General features: G+C 39.3%; 16 protein-coding genes. 10 read left to right on the forward strand and 6 right to left on the reverse strand.

Annotation, left to right across the window (positions count from 1 at the left end):
• The first annotated feature begins 4 nt into the window (after positions 1 to 4).
• From rny to CALPO_RS0101400, 7 genes are all read left to right on the forward strand, one after another.
• Complete coding sequence (gene rny / locus CALPO_RS0101370; RefSeq protein ID WP_026485721.1) at positions 5 to 1546, forward strand: ribonuclease Y; 1542 nt, start codon at positions 5 to 7, stop codon at positions 1544 to 1546.
• A gap of 171 nt (positions 1547 to 1717) precedes the next feature.
• Positions 1718 to 1978 carry a stage V sporulation protein S gene (locus CALPO_RS0101375; protein ID WP_026485722.1) on the forward strand — a complete coding sequence of 87 codons (261 nt, stop codon included), beginning with the start codon at positions 1718 to 1720 and terminating at the stop codon, positions 1976 to 1978.
• 63 nt (positions 1979 to 2041) lie between these two features.
• Positions 2042 to 2866: a PHP domain-containing protein gene (locus CALPO_RS0101380; protein ID WP_026485723.1), complete on the forward strand. Its 825-nt coding sequence runs from the start codon at positions 2042 to 2044 to the stop codon at positions 2864 to 2866.
• Positions 2863 to 4056 (forward strand): pyridoxal phosphate-dependent aminotransferase, encoded by a 1194-nt coding sequence (locus CALPO_RS0101385; protein ID WP_026485724.1) that lies wholly within the window; start codon positions 2863 to 2865, stop codon positions 4054 to 4056. Before CALPO_RS0101380 ends, CALPO_RS0101385 begins: the two co-directional genes overlap by 4 nt.
• A gap of 3 nt (positions 4057 to 4059) precedes the next feature.
• Positions 4060 to 5481, forward strand: coding sequence for an adenylosuccinate lyase (purB, locus tag CALPO_RS0101390; protein ID WP_026485725.1), 1422 nt, complete (start codon positions 4060 to 4062; stop codon positions 5479 to 5481).
• A gap of 72 nt (positions 5482 to 5553) precedes the next feature.
• Positions 5554 to 6414 carry an AAA family ATPase gene (locus CALPO_RS12995; RefSeq protein ID WP_051585771.1) on the forward strand — a complete coding sequence of 287 codons (861 nt, stop codon included), beginning with the start codon at positions 5554 to 5556 and terminating at the stop codon, positions 6412 to 6414.
• A 12-nt stretch (positions 6415 to 6426) separates the two neighbouring features.
• Entirely contained in the window at positions 6427 to 7707 is a 1281-nt protein-coding gene (locus tag CALPO_RS0101400) for a methionine gamma-lyase family protein (protein ID WP_035171954.1), read from the forward strand.
• Here CALPO_RS0101400 and lexA read toward each other — a convergent pair.
• Together lexA and CALPO_RS0101410 are read right to left on the reverse strand one after the other, a co-directional pair.
• On the reverse strand, positions 7687 to 8304 hold the full coding sequence (lexA, locus tag CALPO_RS0101405) for a transcriptional repressor LexA (RefSeq protein ID WP_026485727.1): 618 nt from the start codon (positions 8302 to 8304) through the stop codon (positions 7687 to 7689). The genes CALPO_RS0101400 and lexA overlap by 21 nt on opposite strands.
• Positions 8305 to 8351: 47 nt before the next feature.
• A complete protein-coding gene (locus CALPO_RS0101410) occupies positions 8352 to 9299 on the reverse strand; it encodes a tyrosine recombinase XerC (RefSeq protein ID WP_026485728.1) in 948 nt (315 codons plus the stop codon).
• A 170-nt stretch (positions 9300 to 9469) separates the two neighbouring features.
• On the opposite strand from CALPO_RS0101410, the gene CALPO_RS0101415 reads away from it, so the two are divergent.
• The 3 genes from CALPO_RS0101415 to CALPO_RS0101425 all read left to right on the forward strand — a co-directional run bounded on the left by CALPO_RS0101415 (position 9470) and on the right by CALPO_RS0101425 (position 11972).
• Entirely contained in the window at positions 9470 to 10276 is an 807-nt protein-coding gene (locus CALPO_RS0101415; protein WP_026485729.1) for an undecaprenyl-diphosphate phosphatase, read from the forward strand.
• A gap of 130 nt (positions 10277 to 10406) precedes the next feature.
• Positions 10407 to 11201: a flagellar motor protein gene (locus CALPO_RS13000; protein ID WP_035171957.1), complete on the forward strand. Its 795-nt coding sequence runs from the start codon at positions 10407 to 10409 to the stop codon at positions 11199 to 11201.
• Positions 11202 to 11216: 15 nt separating this feature from the next.
• Positions 11217 to 11972 (forward strand): OmpA/MotB family protein, encoded by a 756-nt coding sequence (locus CALPO_RS0101425; protein ID WP_026485730.1) that lies wholly within the window; start codon positions 11217 to 11219, stop codon positions 11970 to 11972.
• Between the two features lie 51 nt (positions 11973 to 12023).
• Here the strand turns inward: CALPO_RS0101425 and CALPO_RS0101430 are convergent, their stop codons facing one another.
• The 4 genes from CALPO_RS0101430 to CALPO_RS0101445 form a co-directional block, all read right to left on the reverse strand.
• Positions 12024 to 13385 carry a sensor histidine kinase gene (locus tag CALPO_RS0101430; RefSeq protein ID WP_026485731.1) on the reverse strand — a complete coding sequence of 454 codons (1362 nt, stop codon included), beginning with the start codon at positions 13383 to 13385 and terminating at the stop codon, positions 12024 to 12026.
• Positions 13382 to 14068, reverse strand: coding sequence for a response regulator transcription factor (locus CALPO_RS0101435; RefSeq protein ID WP_026485732.1), 687 nt, complete (start codon positions 14066 to 14068; stop codon positions 13382 to 13384). Before CALPO_RS0101435 ends, CALPO_RS0101430 begins: the two co-directional genes overlap by 4 nt.
• A 10-nt stretch (positions 14069 to 14078) precedes the next feature.
• On the reverse strand, positions 14079 to 14771 hold the full coding sequence (locus tag CALPO_RS0101440; RefSeq protein WP_026485733.1) for a DUF554 domain-containing protein: 693 nt from the start codon (positions 14769 to 14771) through the stop codon (positions 14079 to 14081).
• 122 nt (positions 14772 to 14893) lie between these two features.
• Positions 14894 to 16828, reverse strand: coding sequence for an oxidoreductase (locus CALPO_RS0101445; RefSeq protein WP_026485734.1), 1935 nt, complete (start codon positions 16826 to 16828; stop codon positions 14894 to 14896).
• Positions 16829 to 16952 lie beyond the last annotated feature (124 nt).

The following is a 16952-nucleotide window of genomic DNA, read 5'->3' on the forward strand; positions in this document are numbered from 1 at the left end:
CGACATAAACTACGTAATAACAATAGTATTAGCGGTCGTAGCTGGATTAATAGGTGTCATTTTAGGTTATTATATAAGAAAGAACATCGCCGAATCGAAAATAAAGTCTGCTGAAGAAGAGGCAAGGCGCATAATTGAGGAAACAGAAAAAAACGCTCAAGCCAGGCAAAGGGAAATGCTGCTGGAAGCAAAAGAGGAGATCCACAGACAGAGGAGCGAACTGGAAAGGGAGATCAGAGATCGCCGTGCAGAATTACAGCGCCTTGAGAAGAGGCTAATTCAAAGAGAAGAGGCTCTTGACAAAAAGAACTCTCAACTGGAATTAAAAGACGATGCGCTTAATAAAAAAGCCAAAGAAATACAGATGTTGCAACAAGAAATTGAGCAACTGTACAAAAAAGAGATACAGGAGTTGGAAAGAATTTCTCAATTGACAATAGATGAAGCTAAAAACCTGTTATTAAAAGAAATCGAAAACGATGTGAAGCATGACGCTGCGATTATGATTAAAGAAATAGAACAAAAGGCAAAAGAAGAAGCAGAAAAAAAGGCACGAGAGATTATAACATCTGCTATACAGAGGTGCGCTGCTGATCATGCAGCCGAGACCACCGTGTCTGTGGTCAATCTTCCCAATGACGAGATGAAAGGGAGAATCATCGGTCGCGAAGGTAGGAATATCAGGACGCTAGAGACCCTCACAGGGATAGATCTCATTATAGATGATACTCCTGAAGCGGTAATCCTCTCTGGATTTGATCCCATAAGAAGGGAGATAGCGAGGATAGCGTTGGAAAAGCTCATAGTAGACGGGAGGATACACCCTGCCAGGATAGAAGAGATGGTTGAAAAAGCTAAAAAAGAAATCGAAATCACCATAAGAGAAGAAGGCGAACAGGCGGTATTTGAAGTAGGCCTTCACGGCGTACACCCTGAATTAGTGAAATTGCTGGGAAAGCTAAAATACAGGACGAGTTATGGCCAAAACGTATTAAGGCATTCCATTGAAGTAGCTCAACTGGCAGGTTTGATGGCTGCGGAGTTAGGAGTTGACGTCAGTTTGGCAAAAAGAGCTGGTTTGCTTCACGATATAGGCAAAGCTGTAGACCACGAAATGGAAGGATCTCATGTGGCGTTGAGCACTGAACTGGCCAAGAGGTACCACGAATCTCCAGGTGTAATTCACGCCATAGAGGCCCATCACAATGACGTAGAACCCAAGACCATAGAGGCGGTCTTAGTACAGGCAGCTGATGCGATTTCAGCAGCAAGACCTGGTGCAAGGCGAGAGACTTTAGAAGCGTATATAAAGAGGCTTGAGAAATTAGAAGAAATTGCTAATTCTTTTCCTGGTGTAGATAAAGCCTACGCTATTCAAGCGGGTAGGGAAATAAGGATAATCGTAAAACCGGAAGAAGTGGACGACAATATGGTAGTGTTGATTGCCAGAGATGTAGTAAAAAAGATTGAAAGCGAGCTGGAATATCCGGGACAGATAAAAGTAAATGTGATAAGAGAGGTTAGGGCAATTGAGTATGCCAAGTAGGTTTTTCAAATAATAGGGTTGTGCGCATAGCGCGACTCTATTATTGTTTTACTCCGTGAAAACGATTAAAAATAATTTTAAACAAAGCAGGATTTATAAAAAATATATAGAATATATTATTATGAAAGAAATCAGGATTTTTATGAAAAGAACAAGGGGGGCAAATGATTAATGGAAGTATTAAAAGTATCAGCAAAATCCAGCCCAAATGCCGTAGCAGGAGCTTTAGCTGGCGTTTTAAGAGAAAAAGGTGGTGCAGAGCTCCAGGCTATAGGCGCTGGTGCGTTGAATCAGGCTGTAAAAGCGGTTGCAATAGCCCGCGGCTTTGTTGCACCAGGCGGTATCGATCTAGTGTGTATACCAGCCTTTACGGATATTGAAATAGAGGGAGAGGAAAGGACGGCTATTAAATTAATTGTGGAACCAAGGTAAAAACGTTAACCTGCTTGTTAAGCAGGTTAAATTTTTGCACTTTGAAGAAAGGAAGATGTGCTAATGGATAAAGCAGATTTACACGTGCATACCAGCGCTTCTGATGGCGCGTTAAGCCCTTCTGAAGTGGTTAAACTGGCTTTTAAAAATGGCATAAAAGCCATCGCGATAACAGATCACGACACAGTAGACGGAATAGAACCAGCTATGAGAGCGTCCGAGGCTTATGGAGTGGAAATTATTCCCGGTATAGAAATTAATTCAGAATCAGACCTTGAAGATATTCATATTTTAGGTTATTATATTAATTATAAAGATGCAAGATTAATTGATTTTCTTGCAGATTTACTGAAAAAAAGAGAAGAACGAGCTAAGAAAATCATAAGTATTTTATGGGATTTAGGCCTTAAAATAAGCCTAAAAGAAGTCAAAGAAGTAGGTGGAAAGTACATAGGCAGGCCTCATATAGCAAGGGTACTTTTGCAACATGGATATGTAAGTTCTGTCAAGGAAGCATTTGACAAGTACATCGGCAGGGGCTGTCCTGCTTACGTGCCCAGATCAAATCTCTCGCCTTATGACGCTATACAAATGATAAAATCCAACGGTGGTGTTGCTGTATTGGCGCATCCTGGATTGTTAAAATCTTATGATATAATAGGAAGGTTAAAAGAAGCAGGATTAGAAGGAGTGGAAGCCTATCACACTAAACATACAGCTCAACAAACAGAAGAAATTTTGGAGATTGCACAAGCTTATGACCTTATAGTGACAGGGGGGTCAGATTTTCATGAAATTGATATGGAATCAAATGTAACAATTGGTAGCACGTGTATTTCGTGTGACGTGATTAAAATATTGAAATTAAGGAGTGGTAATAATCTATGAATTTGTCCATAAAAGCCCAAAGCATATCTGAATCATCAACATTAGCTATAACAGCTTTAGCCAATCAGTTAAAATCAAAAGGCATTAACGTCATCGGCTTTGGAGCTGGTGAACCGGATTTTGATACACCCGAGTATATAAAAGAAGCTGCTGTGAAGGCAATTAAAGAGGGACGTACAAAGTACACCCCTGTTTCAGGTATTCCCGAACTCAAAGAAGCAATTGTGGATAAATTTGAAAAGGACAATAACCTTAAATATAAACCGTCTCAAATATTGGTCTCAAATGGCGCAAAACATTCACTGTACAATGTTATGCAAGCATTGTGCAATCCTGGAGATGAAGTTATAATACCTACACCCTATTGGGTTACTTATCCTGAACTCGTTAAAATGGCTGATGCCATACCGGTATATGTGAAATGTGATCCAGAAAAAGATTTCAGAATTGACATAGACGACTTGAAGGCAAAAATATCAGGTAAAACAAAGGCGATAATCATAAACAGCCCAAATAACCCCACAGGTGCGGTCTATCCCAAGGAGGACTTAAAGGAAATTGCTCAGCTAGCTCTTTCCCATGGTTTTTACATCATATCCGACGAAATTTACGAAGAGCTTATATACGATGGAAGGAGACATGTGAGCATAGCGTCTCTTAGCGACGAAGTCAAGGAGAAGACCATTGTGGTCAACGGGGTATCCAAGGCTTACGCTATGACGGGTTGGAGGATAGGTTATGCCGCAGGGCCTGAAGATGTTATAAAGATAATGACGAATATACAGAGCCATTCTACGTCTAATCCTAATTCCATTGCCCAATATGCCAGTTTGGCGGCGCTTCGCGGTAATAAAGACGATGTGTTCATGATGAGAGATGAGTTTGAGCTCAGGAGAAATTACATGGTACAAAGGATTAACGGCATAAAATATCTGTCGTGCAATACACCTCATGGGGCTTTTTACATCATGATGAACATTCAGGAATTAAAAGGCAGAAAAGTAAATGGCGCAACCATTAGTTCTTCCGAAGCAGTGGCGAAAATATTGCTGGAAAAGGCAAATGTGGCTGTAGTACCAGGAGATGGTTTTGGAACGGATGATTTCGTGCGCCTGTCTTACGCTACATCTATAAAGAATATAAAGAGCGGTCTTGACAGAATAGAGGCTTTTATCAATTCGGAGGTGTAAGCATTGCACGAACACTATCAAAATCCTTTGATAACGAGATACGCATCTGAAGAAATGAAACAAAATTTTTCTGAAAAAAAGAAATTTACTACATGGCGAAAGCTGTGGGTGGCTTTAGCAGAAGGGGAAAAAGAGCTTGGACTAAACATAACTCAGGAGCAAATCGACGAGCTAAAAGCTCACGTGTACGACATAAACTACGATGTGGCACAGAAAAGGGAAAGGGAAGTAAGACACGATGTGATGGCGCATGTTTACGCATACGGTCAACAGTGTCCTAAAGCCAAACCCATAATTCACCTGGGTGCGACAAGCGCATACGTAGGGGACAACGCTGATATCATAATATACAGGGATGCCTTAAAGATCATTAAGAAAAAATTGATTAATGCCATGGATATTTTGGCGCGTTTTGCCTTAAAATACAAAGATCTGCCTACGCTGGGCTTTACCCATTTTCAGCCGGCGCAATTGGTTACGGTAGGTAAGAGGGCATCATTATGGCTTCAGGATTTGCTTTTAGATTATCAAGATCTGGAATATAGGCTGTCAAATATGAAGCTTTTAGGGGTAAAAGGGACAACAGGAACTCAAGCCAGCTTTATGGAATTATTTAATAATGACCATGAAAAGGTAAAAAAGTTGGATTACATAGTAGCGAAAAAGATGGGCTTTGAAGAAGTATACCCTGTTTCGGGTCAAACCTATACCAGAAAGCTGGACAGCCAGATCATGGGGGTTTTAAACGGAATAGCTCAAAGCGCTCATAAATTTAGCAACGATATAAGGTTGTTGCAGCACCTTAAAGAAATAGAAGAGCCTTTTGAAGAAAAACAAATAGGTTCTTCAGCTATGGCCTACAAGAGAAATCCTATGAGAAGTGAGAGAATGGCTTCTCTGTCCAGACTTGTCATAACTCTTTCATTAAATCCCGATTTGACCGCAGCAGAGCAGTGGTTTGAAAGGACCCTTGACGATTCAGCCAACAGGCGAATCTCCATACCTGAGGCATTTTTGGCCGTGGATGCTATATTAACGCTGTATATAAATATTGCAGGTGGTCTGGTGGTCAACGAGAAAGTAATAGCTAAGCACATAGAAGAGGAGTTGCCTTTTATGGCCACAGAAGCTATATTGATGGAAGGGGTAAAAAATGGTGGAGACAGACAGGAGCTTCATGAGAGGATAAGGAGATATTCTATGGAAGCCGCTTCACGGGTAAAAAGTGGATTGAGCAATAACCTCCTTGAAAAAATAAAAAGCGACCCTTCGTTCCGCGTCGATGACATTGACAGCCTGATTTCGCCTGAGAAATTCATAGGGAGGGCTCCCGAGCAGGTTGAAGAATTTATTGAGAAAATGGTCAAACCGGTGCTGGAGAAAAACAGGGATTTGTTAGGTGTAAATGCTATTGTAGAAGTGTAGTGTAACACAAAAGTGCCTCTTTGCATATAACATTTTATAAAGGGGTTTTATGTGCAAAGAGGTGACAAAGTGATGAAATGTTTCAATAGGTTTGGCATATCAGCGTTTCAAGGCATTGACTTGGACGATAATATACAAAAAAGTGCACAGACTGATTTAACCCTGGAAGATTTGGTTGGCTTGGACGCTGTAAAGCAAACCATTAACGAGATAAAAGCTTTTTGCATCGTACAAAACCAGAGAAAGGCCATAGGTTTAAAACATCAGTCACTGGTTTTGCACATGATCTTTAAAGGAAATCCCGGAACAGGTAAGACCACTGTTGCCCGTATTCTCGGCAAAATTTTTAAAGATATAGGGGTGCTGGAAAAAGGCCACGTAGTCGAGGTGGACAGAGCTGATCTGGTAGGTGAGTACATAGGCCACACGGCTTTAAAGGTAAAGGAAAACATCAGAAAGGCCTTGGGTGGCATACTTTTTGTGGACGAGGCATATTCGCTGGCACGGGGTGGAGATAGAGATTTTGGAAAAGAGGCTATTGATACCCTCGTGAAAGCCATGGAAGACCACAAAAATGAGTTTATACTGATCTTAGCGGGTTACACCCACGAGATGAATTGGTTTATTGAAATGAATCCTGGCCTTAAATCCCGCTTCCCAATCCAGATAGAATTTCCCGATTATAACCTGGATGAGCTAATGCAAATAGCTTTGAAGATGTTCAGCGATAGGCAGTACGAGCTAGCTGAGTTGTCTAAAAAGAAACTGTTTCGCGTATTAAGCCATAAATATCCTCAAGACAATGGCAATGCTAGATTGGTAAGAAATGTTGTAGAATTAGCTATAAGAAAACACGCCATGAGAATTGTAAACAAGAGCCATTTTAAAAAGGAAGATTTAATCTTAATACAACCTGAAGATATAATAGGATAAGGAGTTAGGACAGTGGATATAAAGGATTTTTTTAACATATCGGAAAAGCTGATAAAAATTTCAGGGGATGTTGAAAGTTCCATAAAAAGTATTTTTAATAAGGTTGATTCTGTTAAAGAGCACAATACATATAAAGTACTACGCGCTTTTCACGTCAATAAAGTAAGTGAATCCCATTTTCATTCTTCTACTGGTTATGGATATGGTGATATAGGCCGTGATGTCATCGACAGGCTTTACGCTATGGTGTTTGATGCTCAAGATGCTATTGTAAGGCCGCATATCGTGTCAGGCACTCACGCTATTGCTTTGTGTTTATACGGCATATTGAGACCTGGGGATGAGTTAATATCTATAACTGGTAAACCTTATGACACCTTGGAGGATGTAATAGGGATAAGTAATAAAGGTAATATAGGTTCTCTTAGAGATTTTGGCGTTTCATATAAGCAGGTAGACTTAATCAATGGAAAAGTAGACTACGAAGGAATTAAAGACGCTATAACATCAAAGACCAAGATGGTGTTAATTCAACGTTCAAAAGGATATAACTGGAGGCCTTCTCTTGATATCCGTCAAATACAGCAGCTTATAGAATACGTTAAGGGAATAAAATCAGATGTCATATGCTTTGTGGACAACTGTTATGGTGAGTTTGTAGAAGATAAAGAACCTACTTCTGTAGGAGCCGATATAATGGCAGGCTCCCTTATAAAGAATCCAGGAGGTGGTTTAGTAAGATCTGGTGGTTATATTGCGGGGAAAAGGGAATACGTAGAGATGGCAGCGTATAGATTGACGACACCCGGCACTGGGAGAAAAGTTGGTTCGTCATTGGGCACAAACAGAGAGATCATACAAGGATTGTTCTTTGCTCCTCATGTGGTATCAGAGGCGTTAAAATCAGCGATCTTTGCTTCTAAGTTATTTGACACGCTGGGCTTTGCGGTCAATCCTGAGTGGGATGACCTAAGGACTGACATAATACAGATAATAAGGTTAGGAAGCAAAGAAAGGCTGGTATCGTTCTGCCAGGGTTTGCAAAAAGGCTCTCCTATCGATTCATTTGTGCTTCCAGAACCGTGGGATATGCCAGGTTACAATGAAGAAATCATAATGGCAGCAGGAACTTTTGTGCAAGGGTCTTCTATAGAGTTAAGCGCTGATGCGCCTTTAGTAGATCCATATTGCGTATATCTGCAAGGGGGGTTAATTTACGAACAGGCAAAAGTAGGAATACTGTATGGAGTGCAGGAGTTGCTGGACAAAAAACTACTTCATCTTCCTGAATAAGCCGACGACCTTACCTAGGATATTTACATGATTTGTTATAATAGGTTGCATGTAGGGATTTTCAGGTTGCAATTTTATGTATTTTTTCTCTTTATAAAATCTTTTAACCGTAGCTTCTTCGCCTATCATGGCGACTACGATATCGCCGTTTTCAGCAATAGATTGCTGCCTCACTATGATGTAATCGCCGTCCAGAATGCCTGCGTTTATCATGCTGTCTCCTCTTACCAACAACATATAAAATTTATCTTCAGAGGTATAGCCTTGTATAAGTTGTATGGGAATAGGAACATTCATTTCAATATTTTCTATGGCTAAAATAGGCATTCCGGCGGTTACTTTACCCACCAGAGGTATTGTTATAAAATCGTTTTTTTCTCTTAAATCTCCAATAACCTCTATTGCTCTTGTCTTTGAGTGATCTCTTTTTATGTAGCCTTTCTGCTCCAGTTTTTGCAAATAACCGTGAACCGTAGAAGTAGATCTAACCCCTACGGCTTTGCATATTTCTCTAACAGATGGAGGGTAGCCCTTTGCAGCAATGTGTTCTCTTATAGCATCTAGAATCTTGGCCTGTTTACTAGTCAGCTTTTCCAAGTCTATATCACCTCATAAGTTCATATCGTTGATAATTATAACACACTTTAGCTATTAGAAAGAGGGTTTTTATTTACAGCATCCCTTAATTTTTTATCGTCGATGTGAGTGTATATCTGGGTTGTAGACACGTTAGCATGACCCAAAAGGTGTTGCAGCGTTCTTATGTCGACGTTACCGTATTTGTACATAAGGGTAGCTGCTGTATGCCTCAATTTATGGGTAGAGTATTTTCGAGAGTCTAAACCAGCTGCTTTAATATACTTTTTTACTATGTACTGAACAGTCTTTTTGCTTATGCGCCTTTTATTTCTGCTCAGAAAAAGCGCATTTTTATCCTTTACTCCCTCAGTGGGCCTTACCCTCATGTACTCTTTTATAGCTTTTATGCACGCATTGTTTAAATATACCGTGCGCTGTTTATCGCCTTTTCCTATAACCGTCAGGGTATCGCCCTTTATATCATCGAGATTTATACCTACCAGTTCTGATAGGCGAAGGCCGCAGTTTAAAAATATAGTGAGTATCGCCTTATCTCTTTCTTTATAAGCACCATCCACGCAGTTTAAAAGATCTCTGCTCTCGTCAAGGGTTAGATAAATAGGCTGACGTTGGCTGATTTTTGGAGATTCCAGTTCCTGTGCTGGATTATTATCTAGCACATGAGCTTTACTGACAAGGTATTTAAAATAAGCCCTGAGGCTAGCGACTTTCCTCGCTCTGGCACGAGCGCTGTTATCTCGCTTATCTGTTACGTAAGATAAAAAGGAGTAAAGATCACTTAACGTTATATTTTTTATAAAGTCATAGTCCACGTCGCTTATATCGATGTCTTCTATATTAATGGTTTCTGACATATCGTATTTTTTGTACCATACCATATATCTTAAAAAAAGCTGGAGATCATAAAAGTACGCCTGAACAGTATTAGGTGATTTTGCCTTTATCGTCGCAAGGTAATTTAAAAAATCGCTGAGCACTTCTGGATATCGCATAAAATCAACCCCTCTAAATTATTCTATAACATCGAATTTTGTACTGCAAGGGGATTCACTCAATTAAAAAATTATTAAATTTAATGCTTTTATATTGAATTAATCGGATGTATCCTGTAAAATTACTCTGTATTACGTTATTTAACTACTAGAATAGAAAAGGTGATAACATGATTATTCTGTTGAAAGCATTTTTAATGGGTATAGTGGAAGGACTTACTGAATTCCTACCTATATCATCCACAGGCCATCTTATAATCGTAGGTGATCTTATAAATTTCAAGGGAAGCTTTGAAACGATGTTTGAAATCGTGATACAATTAGGTGCTATTTTAGCCGTAGTGTACTATTATAGAAGAAAGATATGGCAATCTCTTAAAAGCTTAAGGCCCGGCAAATGGGGATTTAACCTCTGGCGCAACATGGTCATCGCATTTATGCCATCGGCTATAATAGGAGTGCTTTTAAATAACTACATCGAAAAATACCTATTTTCATCATTTACAGTGGGAATTGCGATGGTAGTGGGTGCTATCATGTTGTTGATTGTGGAATGGGCTTTTGGCGGTTATAAAATAGATGATATAAATGATGTAGACACTAAAAGGTCTCTCTTAATAGGTATTGCTCAGTGCATGTCACTTTTCCCAGGAATGTCCAGATCAGCATCAACCATAATGGGCGGCATGATAGCCGGGTTATCAGTTAAGGCTGCTGCAGAGTTTTCATTTTTTCTAGCCATACCCACTATGTTCGCAGCCACAGGGTATTCTCTTTTAAAAAACATCACTGCTATGACGGCATCAGAATGGCAAGCACTGGCGGTTGGATTTATTATGTCCTATATCGTGGCGTTATTTGTAGTAGATAGGTTTCTATCGTATTTAGGGAAACATTCTTTAAAAGTTTTCGCTTATTATAGATTGGTTGTAGGTGCGCTGATGATATGGTTAGTTTTGTCGGGCATTGTTAAATAGGACAGGAGATAACATTAACTCCTGTCTTTTTTTGTATACAAAATGAAGCGCTTTAAAATATGTCGAATATTGAAAAATGAGGATATATAAAGTATAATAGGGTTTAGATGCAAATGAGGAGTGATGTAAAGTGGACGTATCAACTTTATTAGGAATGGCAATAGGATTTGGATCACTGATATTGGCATTTGTCCTGGAGGGAGGAAAAGTAGGGTCGCTGGTCGTAGGCAGCGCCGCGCTAATCGTGTTCGGTGGTACTATCGGTGCTGTCATGACATCGTATAAATTTAAGGACTTTATAAAAATCCCCGGTCTTTTGATAAAATCCTTTACTGATAGAAATGTAGATATCTCGTCTTTGATTGAAACAATTGTATCGCTGGCAAAAAAGGCAAGACAGGAAGGGCTTTTAAGCCTGGAAGAAGAATTAAATAGGGGAGATTTAAACGATTTCTTAAAAAGGGGTTTAACTTTTGTAATAGATGGCCTCGATGTAAATTTAATAAAAGATATGATGGAATTGGATATGTACATATTTGAGCAAAGGGCTAAAAAGGAAATAAATATATTCCAATCAGCAGGGGGATATGCGCCTACGATGGGTATAATCGGTACTGTGATGGGCCTTGTCAACGTGTTGAGTAATTTGTCAAACCCTCAAGAATTAGGTCCCTCTATCGCAGTCGCTTTTATAGCTACTCTTTATGGCGTATCCAGTGCTAATCTGTTCTGGTTGCCTATAGCAGAAAAGTTGAAACAAAGAGCGGAATCAGATAGAACCGTAAGAGAACTTATTATCGAAGGCATTTTATCAATACAACAGGGCGAAAATCCGAAGATAATAGAAGAGAAACTGATTTCTTTCTTAGAGAAAAAGGAAAAGAATGCGCATAATGTAGTTCCTGAGTTAAGTGAAAATATCTGATGGAGTGGTTTTAATATGCATAGGAAAAACGCGGAATCGTCAGATGAAAAAAATAATTTAGAGAGATGGCTTCTCACGTATTCAGATCTAATTACGCTTTTGATGATATTTTTTGTAGTCATGTATTCTTTAAGTAGTATTAATTTAAATAAATTTGCACAGCTAGCAAATTCACTGGGGTTGAGTTTGGGATCTAAGTACGTAATAGGGGAAAATTCCGGTAATTCTTTGATAGATAATAACCTAATAAACAATAACGGCGGCAAAGATTCCAACGCCAATTTAAAAGGTAACAATAGCGGCGGCGTAGAACAAAAATTACTTTCTTATATTGAGTCAAAACATTTAAGTTCGTATGTAACCTTGTACAGCGACGAGAGAGGAGTTGTAATAAGCCTTCAAGAACCTCTCTTATTTAAAATAGGATCAGCAGACGTTCTTCCACAAAACAGAAAGATCATCGACAATATATCTCAAATTCTAAAGACCATTCCTAACTACATAAGAGTAGAGGGATATACGGATGATATTCCTATAAACAACGAGAAGTACAAATCCAACTGGGAGTTATCAGTAGCAAGGGCTACGAATGTAATTGAGATTCTCGTAGAAAATGGTGTAAACCCCGAAAGGCTAATTGCAGTTGGATATGGACAGTTCAAGCCCGTCGTCCCTAACACCTCAGAGGAAAACAGAAAAAAAAATAGACGAGTTGACATAGTGATCATGAAGTCTGATTATAACAAGTGGGAGCCATACGGCAAGCCATAAAAATAAACTTTAAAACAAACTATCCCCAATTAGACGAAATAGTTATTTCGTCTAATTGGGGATTATATTAGGAAGGTCAATTACAAAGGTTGTGCCTTCTCCGACTTTGCTTTCAACGTTAATGCTGCCATCATGGGAGTCTATAATCCGCTTTGCAATAGAAAGGCCCAGGCCCCAGCCTTTATGCTCTTTAGAGCGGGATTTATCTACTCTGTAAAAGCGCTCAAATATAAAAGGAATATCTTTTTCAGGTATTCCTATGCCTGTATCTCTAATCTCTATCTTCACCTTATCATCCTTTGCAAGGGCTTGTAACGTTATTTTGCCTCCAGGTTGAGTGTATTTAATGCTATTATCGATAAACGCCCTTAACATCTCCTTAATGAGGTTTTTATCTGCCCAAATGTAAATATCGTCTCTACAATTAACTTCTATAATGTGCTCTTTTGATAGCATACGGTAATGTTGAGCTACTCCTTTAATGACGTCGTTTAGCAAAAACCTTTCTTTTTCTAAATTGATAATTCCATTGTCACTTTTGGCTAAAAACAACAGGCGCTCAGTTAACGCACTCATATCATCGACAAGACCCCTAATAGCGTCAATGCTCTCTTGCAACACTTCTTTATCTTCTTTACCCCACCTATCTAACATATCTACATAACCCTTTATCGCGGCTATAGGAGTTCTTAGCTCATGAGAAGCATCGGAAACAAATCTTTCCTGTTTTTTAAATGAATCTTGTATTCTATCCAGCATATTGTTAAACGTCCTGGCAAGACGTGTGAACTCATCTTCAGGGCCTTGTATTTCCAATCTTGTATTTAAACCTGTAACGCTTATTTCTTTTACCTTCTTTATTATATAATCAATGGGCCTTACAACTCTTTTTGTAGCCATAAAACCAATAAAAACCGATACAAGCACACCAGCTCCATTGGCCAATACCATCACGACGAAAAGCGCTTTTATAAAATCGTATTCATTATCCATGTTTCTAATAATTTGAATATAATAGGTACTTTTATTCACCTGAATTTTCTTATTTAAATAAACCAGATGTTTTTCATCTACTTCTGTTTTACTGATTAAATTTATGTTTTTGTTAAAAGGAATGAGATGAGCATCTTTACTTACATTGTCGGATGAATAAAAAACTTTTCCGCGGCTTGAGTAGACTATTATGCCGATATTATATAGACCTGTATCAAATAAATCACTATCGTTAAGAGCGACTTTATAATGCTCATATTTTACTCTCTTTATAACAGTATCAGCCTGACTCCTCACCTGAGATATAGCCTGTTGGATAAGGTAGTACCTTATGCCTAGTAACACAAAGGCACTCAATGTAATTAATACAGCACACAACAAAATAGCATATGTAAATGCTATTTTAAATGATATTTTCATTTAGCATTCTCCTTTAAAACATACCCTACTCCTCTTACAGTATGGATTAACTTATTTTCATATCCATCGTCGATCTTACTTCTTAGATATCTTATATAAACATCTACTATATTCGTATCCCCTAAAAAATCATATCCCCACACCTCACTTAATATTCTATTTCTTGACAACACCACATTCTTATTCTTTAACATGTATTGCAATAGGTCAAATTCAGTTTTGGTAAGGCTTATATTTATACCTCCCCTTTTTACTGTTCGTGTGGACATATTCAGCACTAAATCTGCTGCCTTAAGTTCTTCTCCACATCTGTATATTTTCTCCTTGCCTCTAAGCAAAACTCTCATCCTGGCCAACAACTCTTCGATGGCAAAAGGCTTGGTTATGTAATCATCAGCACCTATATCCAAACCTAAAACCTTATCATTTACATCACTTTTAGCGGTTAGTAAAATTACAGGAACATCAGAATTCAACCGTACTTTTTTGAGCAATTCAATGCCGTCCATGCCCGGCAGCATTATGTCCAAAATTATTATATCATATTCATTGTTCCTTATCTTTTCATAACCTGAAATACCATCATGAGCCACGTCTACGATATATCCTTCGTGTCTTAATTCCAGTTCCACAAACCTGGAAATAGGTCTATCATCTTCTACTAACAAGACGCTTTTAGGCAATTAAATCACCTCATAAGTGAAAAATAAGCTTTATAAGCTGATATACAACAGGCACAAATATAGCTGGTAATAAGTTCCCCACTTTTATGTTTTTTATATCAAGCATATTCAAAGAAATTCCGACGATCAATACCCCGCCAATTGCTGACATATCCGCAATAATTGGGTTAATAAGAAGGTCTTTTAAAAACGAGGCCATCAACGTTATAAACCCTTGATATATAAAAACCGTTACGGAAGAAAACAGTACGCCTATTCCAAAAGTAGAAGCAAAAACTATAGACGCAATACCATCCAGCATAGATTTCGCATATAGTATACTATGATCCCCCTCCAATCCATCCTTTAACGCTCCTACAATAGCCATGGCACCTACACAAAAAATAAGACTAGCTGTTACAAACCCCTTACTTACGCTAGAATTGCTTCCATTACTCATCTTGCTATGAACTATATCTCCTAGTTTGTTTAGCAGGTATTCAATGCCAATGGCTTCACCGATTATACCGCCGATCACAAGACTTACAATGACTAGCAATAAATTATTGTATTTTAAAGCATTGGATAAACCTATGATCATAACGCTTAAGGACAATCCCTGCATTATGGTAGATTTGTACCTTTCGGGTATTCCCATTTTAAGAAATGCTCCCACAGCACTCCCTACCACGATTGCAGCTACGTTTACTAATGTACCCAACATAACATCTATCTCCCCTATTGCCTACCTTACATTATATCACACTCATTTCAGCGAAAGTAGACATAATTTTAAAGAAGGACACCATCTTTAGATGTCCTTCTTTTTGAAACGCAATTAAAAGGTCAAACCTTAACAGCCATCCTTGCCGCTTCTTCTATAGCTACCAGTGCATCCCTGGCCCGTACTGCATCGCCTACAATATATACCTCTGGCACCTTATCCTTTATCCTCTGTTCAAGGGGATTGTACGCTACAGCTCCCATTGCAAGAACAATTGTATCAAATCCTGTTAGTTTTTCTATTTTTTCATCTTTTTCATATATCACGCCATCATCCAGGAATTCTTTGACAACAGCATTTGTAATGGTCTTTACACCGTACTTATTAAGTCTCTTCATCAAAAAATACTTTACTGCATCCTGTTCACCTCTTGCTATCTCTGGCAGCATTTCTATTATAGTTACATTATGATGGTGCTCGCCAAGGAAGTCAGCTGTCTCCGCGCCAACCATACCTCCGCCTACGATCAGGACGTTCATGCCTACTTCTTTTTTGCCTTCCAACACATCTACAGCTTTCACAAATCTTGGATTATCAATACCCTTGATATTGGGTACCAAAGGCACACCACCGGTAGCCAGCACAACTACGTCCGGCTTTTCTCTTTCAATAAGATCCTCAGTTACCTCCACACCTAGTCTGTAATTTACACCATACTTCTTGCCCATAGTTATATAATATCGGAGAGCTTTTAGTATGTCCTGTTTAGCAGGCGGTATAGCACCTATTCTGTACTGTCCACCTAAAACATTTTCTTTTTCATACAAGGTTACAATATGGCCTCTCTTTGCCAGAATCCACGCCGCTTCAAGGCCACCAGGCCCACCACCAACCACCATAATCTTTTTGGGTTTTTCGGCTTTCTCTATCTTGAGCTCTCCTTCTCTGCACGCAAAAGGATTGACAAGGCAGGAAATATGCGGTTGATCAGGATCAAATAGATATCCCGCGCAGGCCTGCATGCATCCAATACAAGGTGATATTTCATCGATCGCACCTGCAGCTACCTTATTAGGAAGCTCTGGATCAGCAAGGGATTCTCTTCCCATTGCAACCATATCGGCTTTTCCTGTCTCCAGGATATCCTCAGCCAGCACAGGATCGTTAATTCTTCCAACAGCGATTACCGGAATTTTTACTGCTTTTTTTATCTCCTCGGCAGCATAGACGTTAAAGCCTGGAGGCATTGCCGCTGGGGCAATTATATATTGCGTACTCGCATAAACTCCTGCTGATACGTGAATAGCGTCGACCCCTGCTTCCTCCATAACCCGTGCTACCGCTCTTGAATCATCAATATTTCTACCTCCCACGACTTTCTCATCGCCGCTGAGCCTGAATATAATCGGGTAACCGTTGCCGACCTTTTTTCTGATGTTTTTAACGATTTCTACAGGGAATTTCATCCTGCTCATAAAATCTCCACCAAACTCGTCGATACGCTTATTTGTGTAAGGAGACATAAATTGTGCGATAAGATAACCGTGAGCGCCATGCACTTCTACAGCGTCAAATCCAGCATCCCTTGCCCTTCTGGCTGCATCCCCAAATTTTTCTATTAATTCATATACCTCTTCTGTAGTAAGCTCGCGCGGTATTTCTCTTTCAATAGGACATGGTATGGGGGACGGTGCCACCGGCTGTCCGTTTATTTTATCATGGGTGGTCTGCCTCCCAGCATGGTGCAACTGTATTGCTATTTTGGCCCCGTATTTATGAACTTCGTCCACAATTTTTTTCCACGCAGGGATGAAACTGTCATCCCATATACCGGGTTCATCCCATGGAGAGCCTTTCCCCAGAGGATCTACGGCTGTAGCCTCTACAATCAAAAGCCCATATCCTCCTTTTGCTCTTGTTGCAAAATAAGTAACATGTGCGTCCGTAGGACTTCCGTCAGGCCTGGCCAGCCCAGTGGCCATTGGTGGCACAACAAACCGGTTCTTCACCTCCATTGTTCCTATCTTGATTGGCGAGAAAAGCATCGAAAACCGCATAAAAATTTACCCTCCCTTTCAACTTTTTCTAACAAAGGATATAGACAAAGTAATTATCTACATCTAGTCTAAATTATATACTGTCGACCTTACTATAATTATTTTACTACTTCATTCTCTTTTA

It is taken from the genome of Caldanaerobius polysaccharolyticus DSM 13641 (assembly GCF_000427425.1).
Classification (GTDB): Bacteria; Bacillota; Thermoanaerobacteria; order Thermoanaerobacterales; family Caldanaerobiaceae; genus Caldanaerobius; species Caldanaerobius polysaccharolyticus.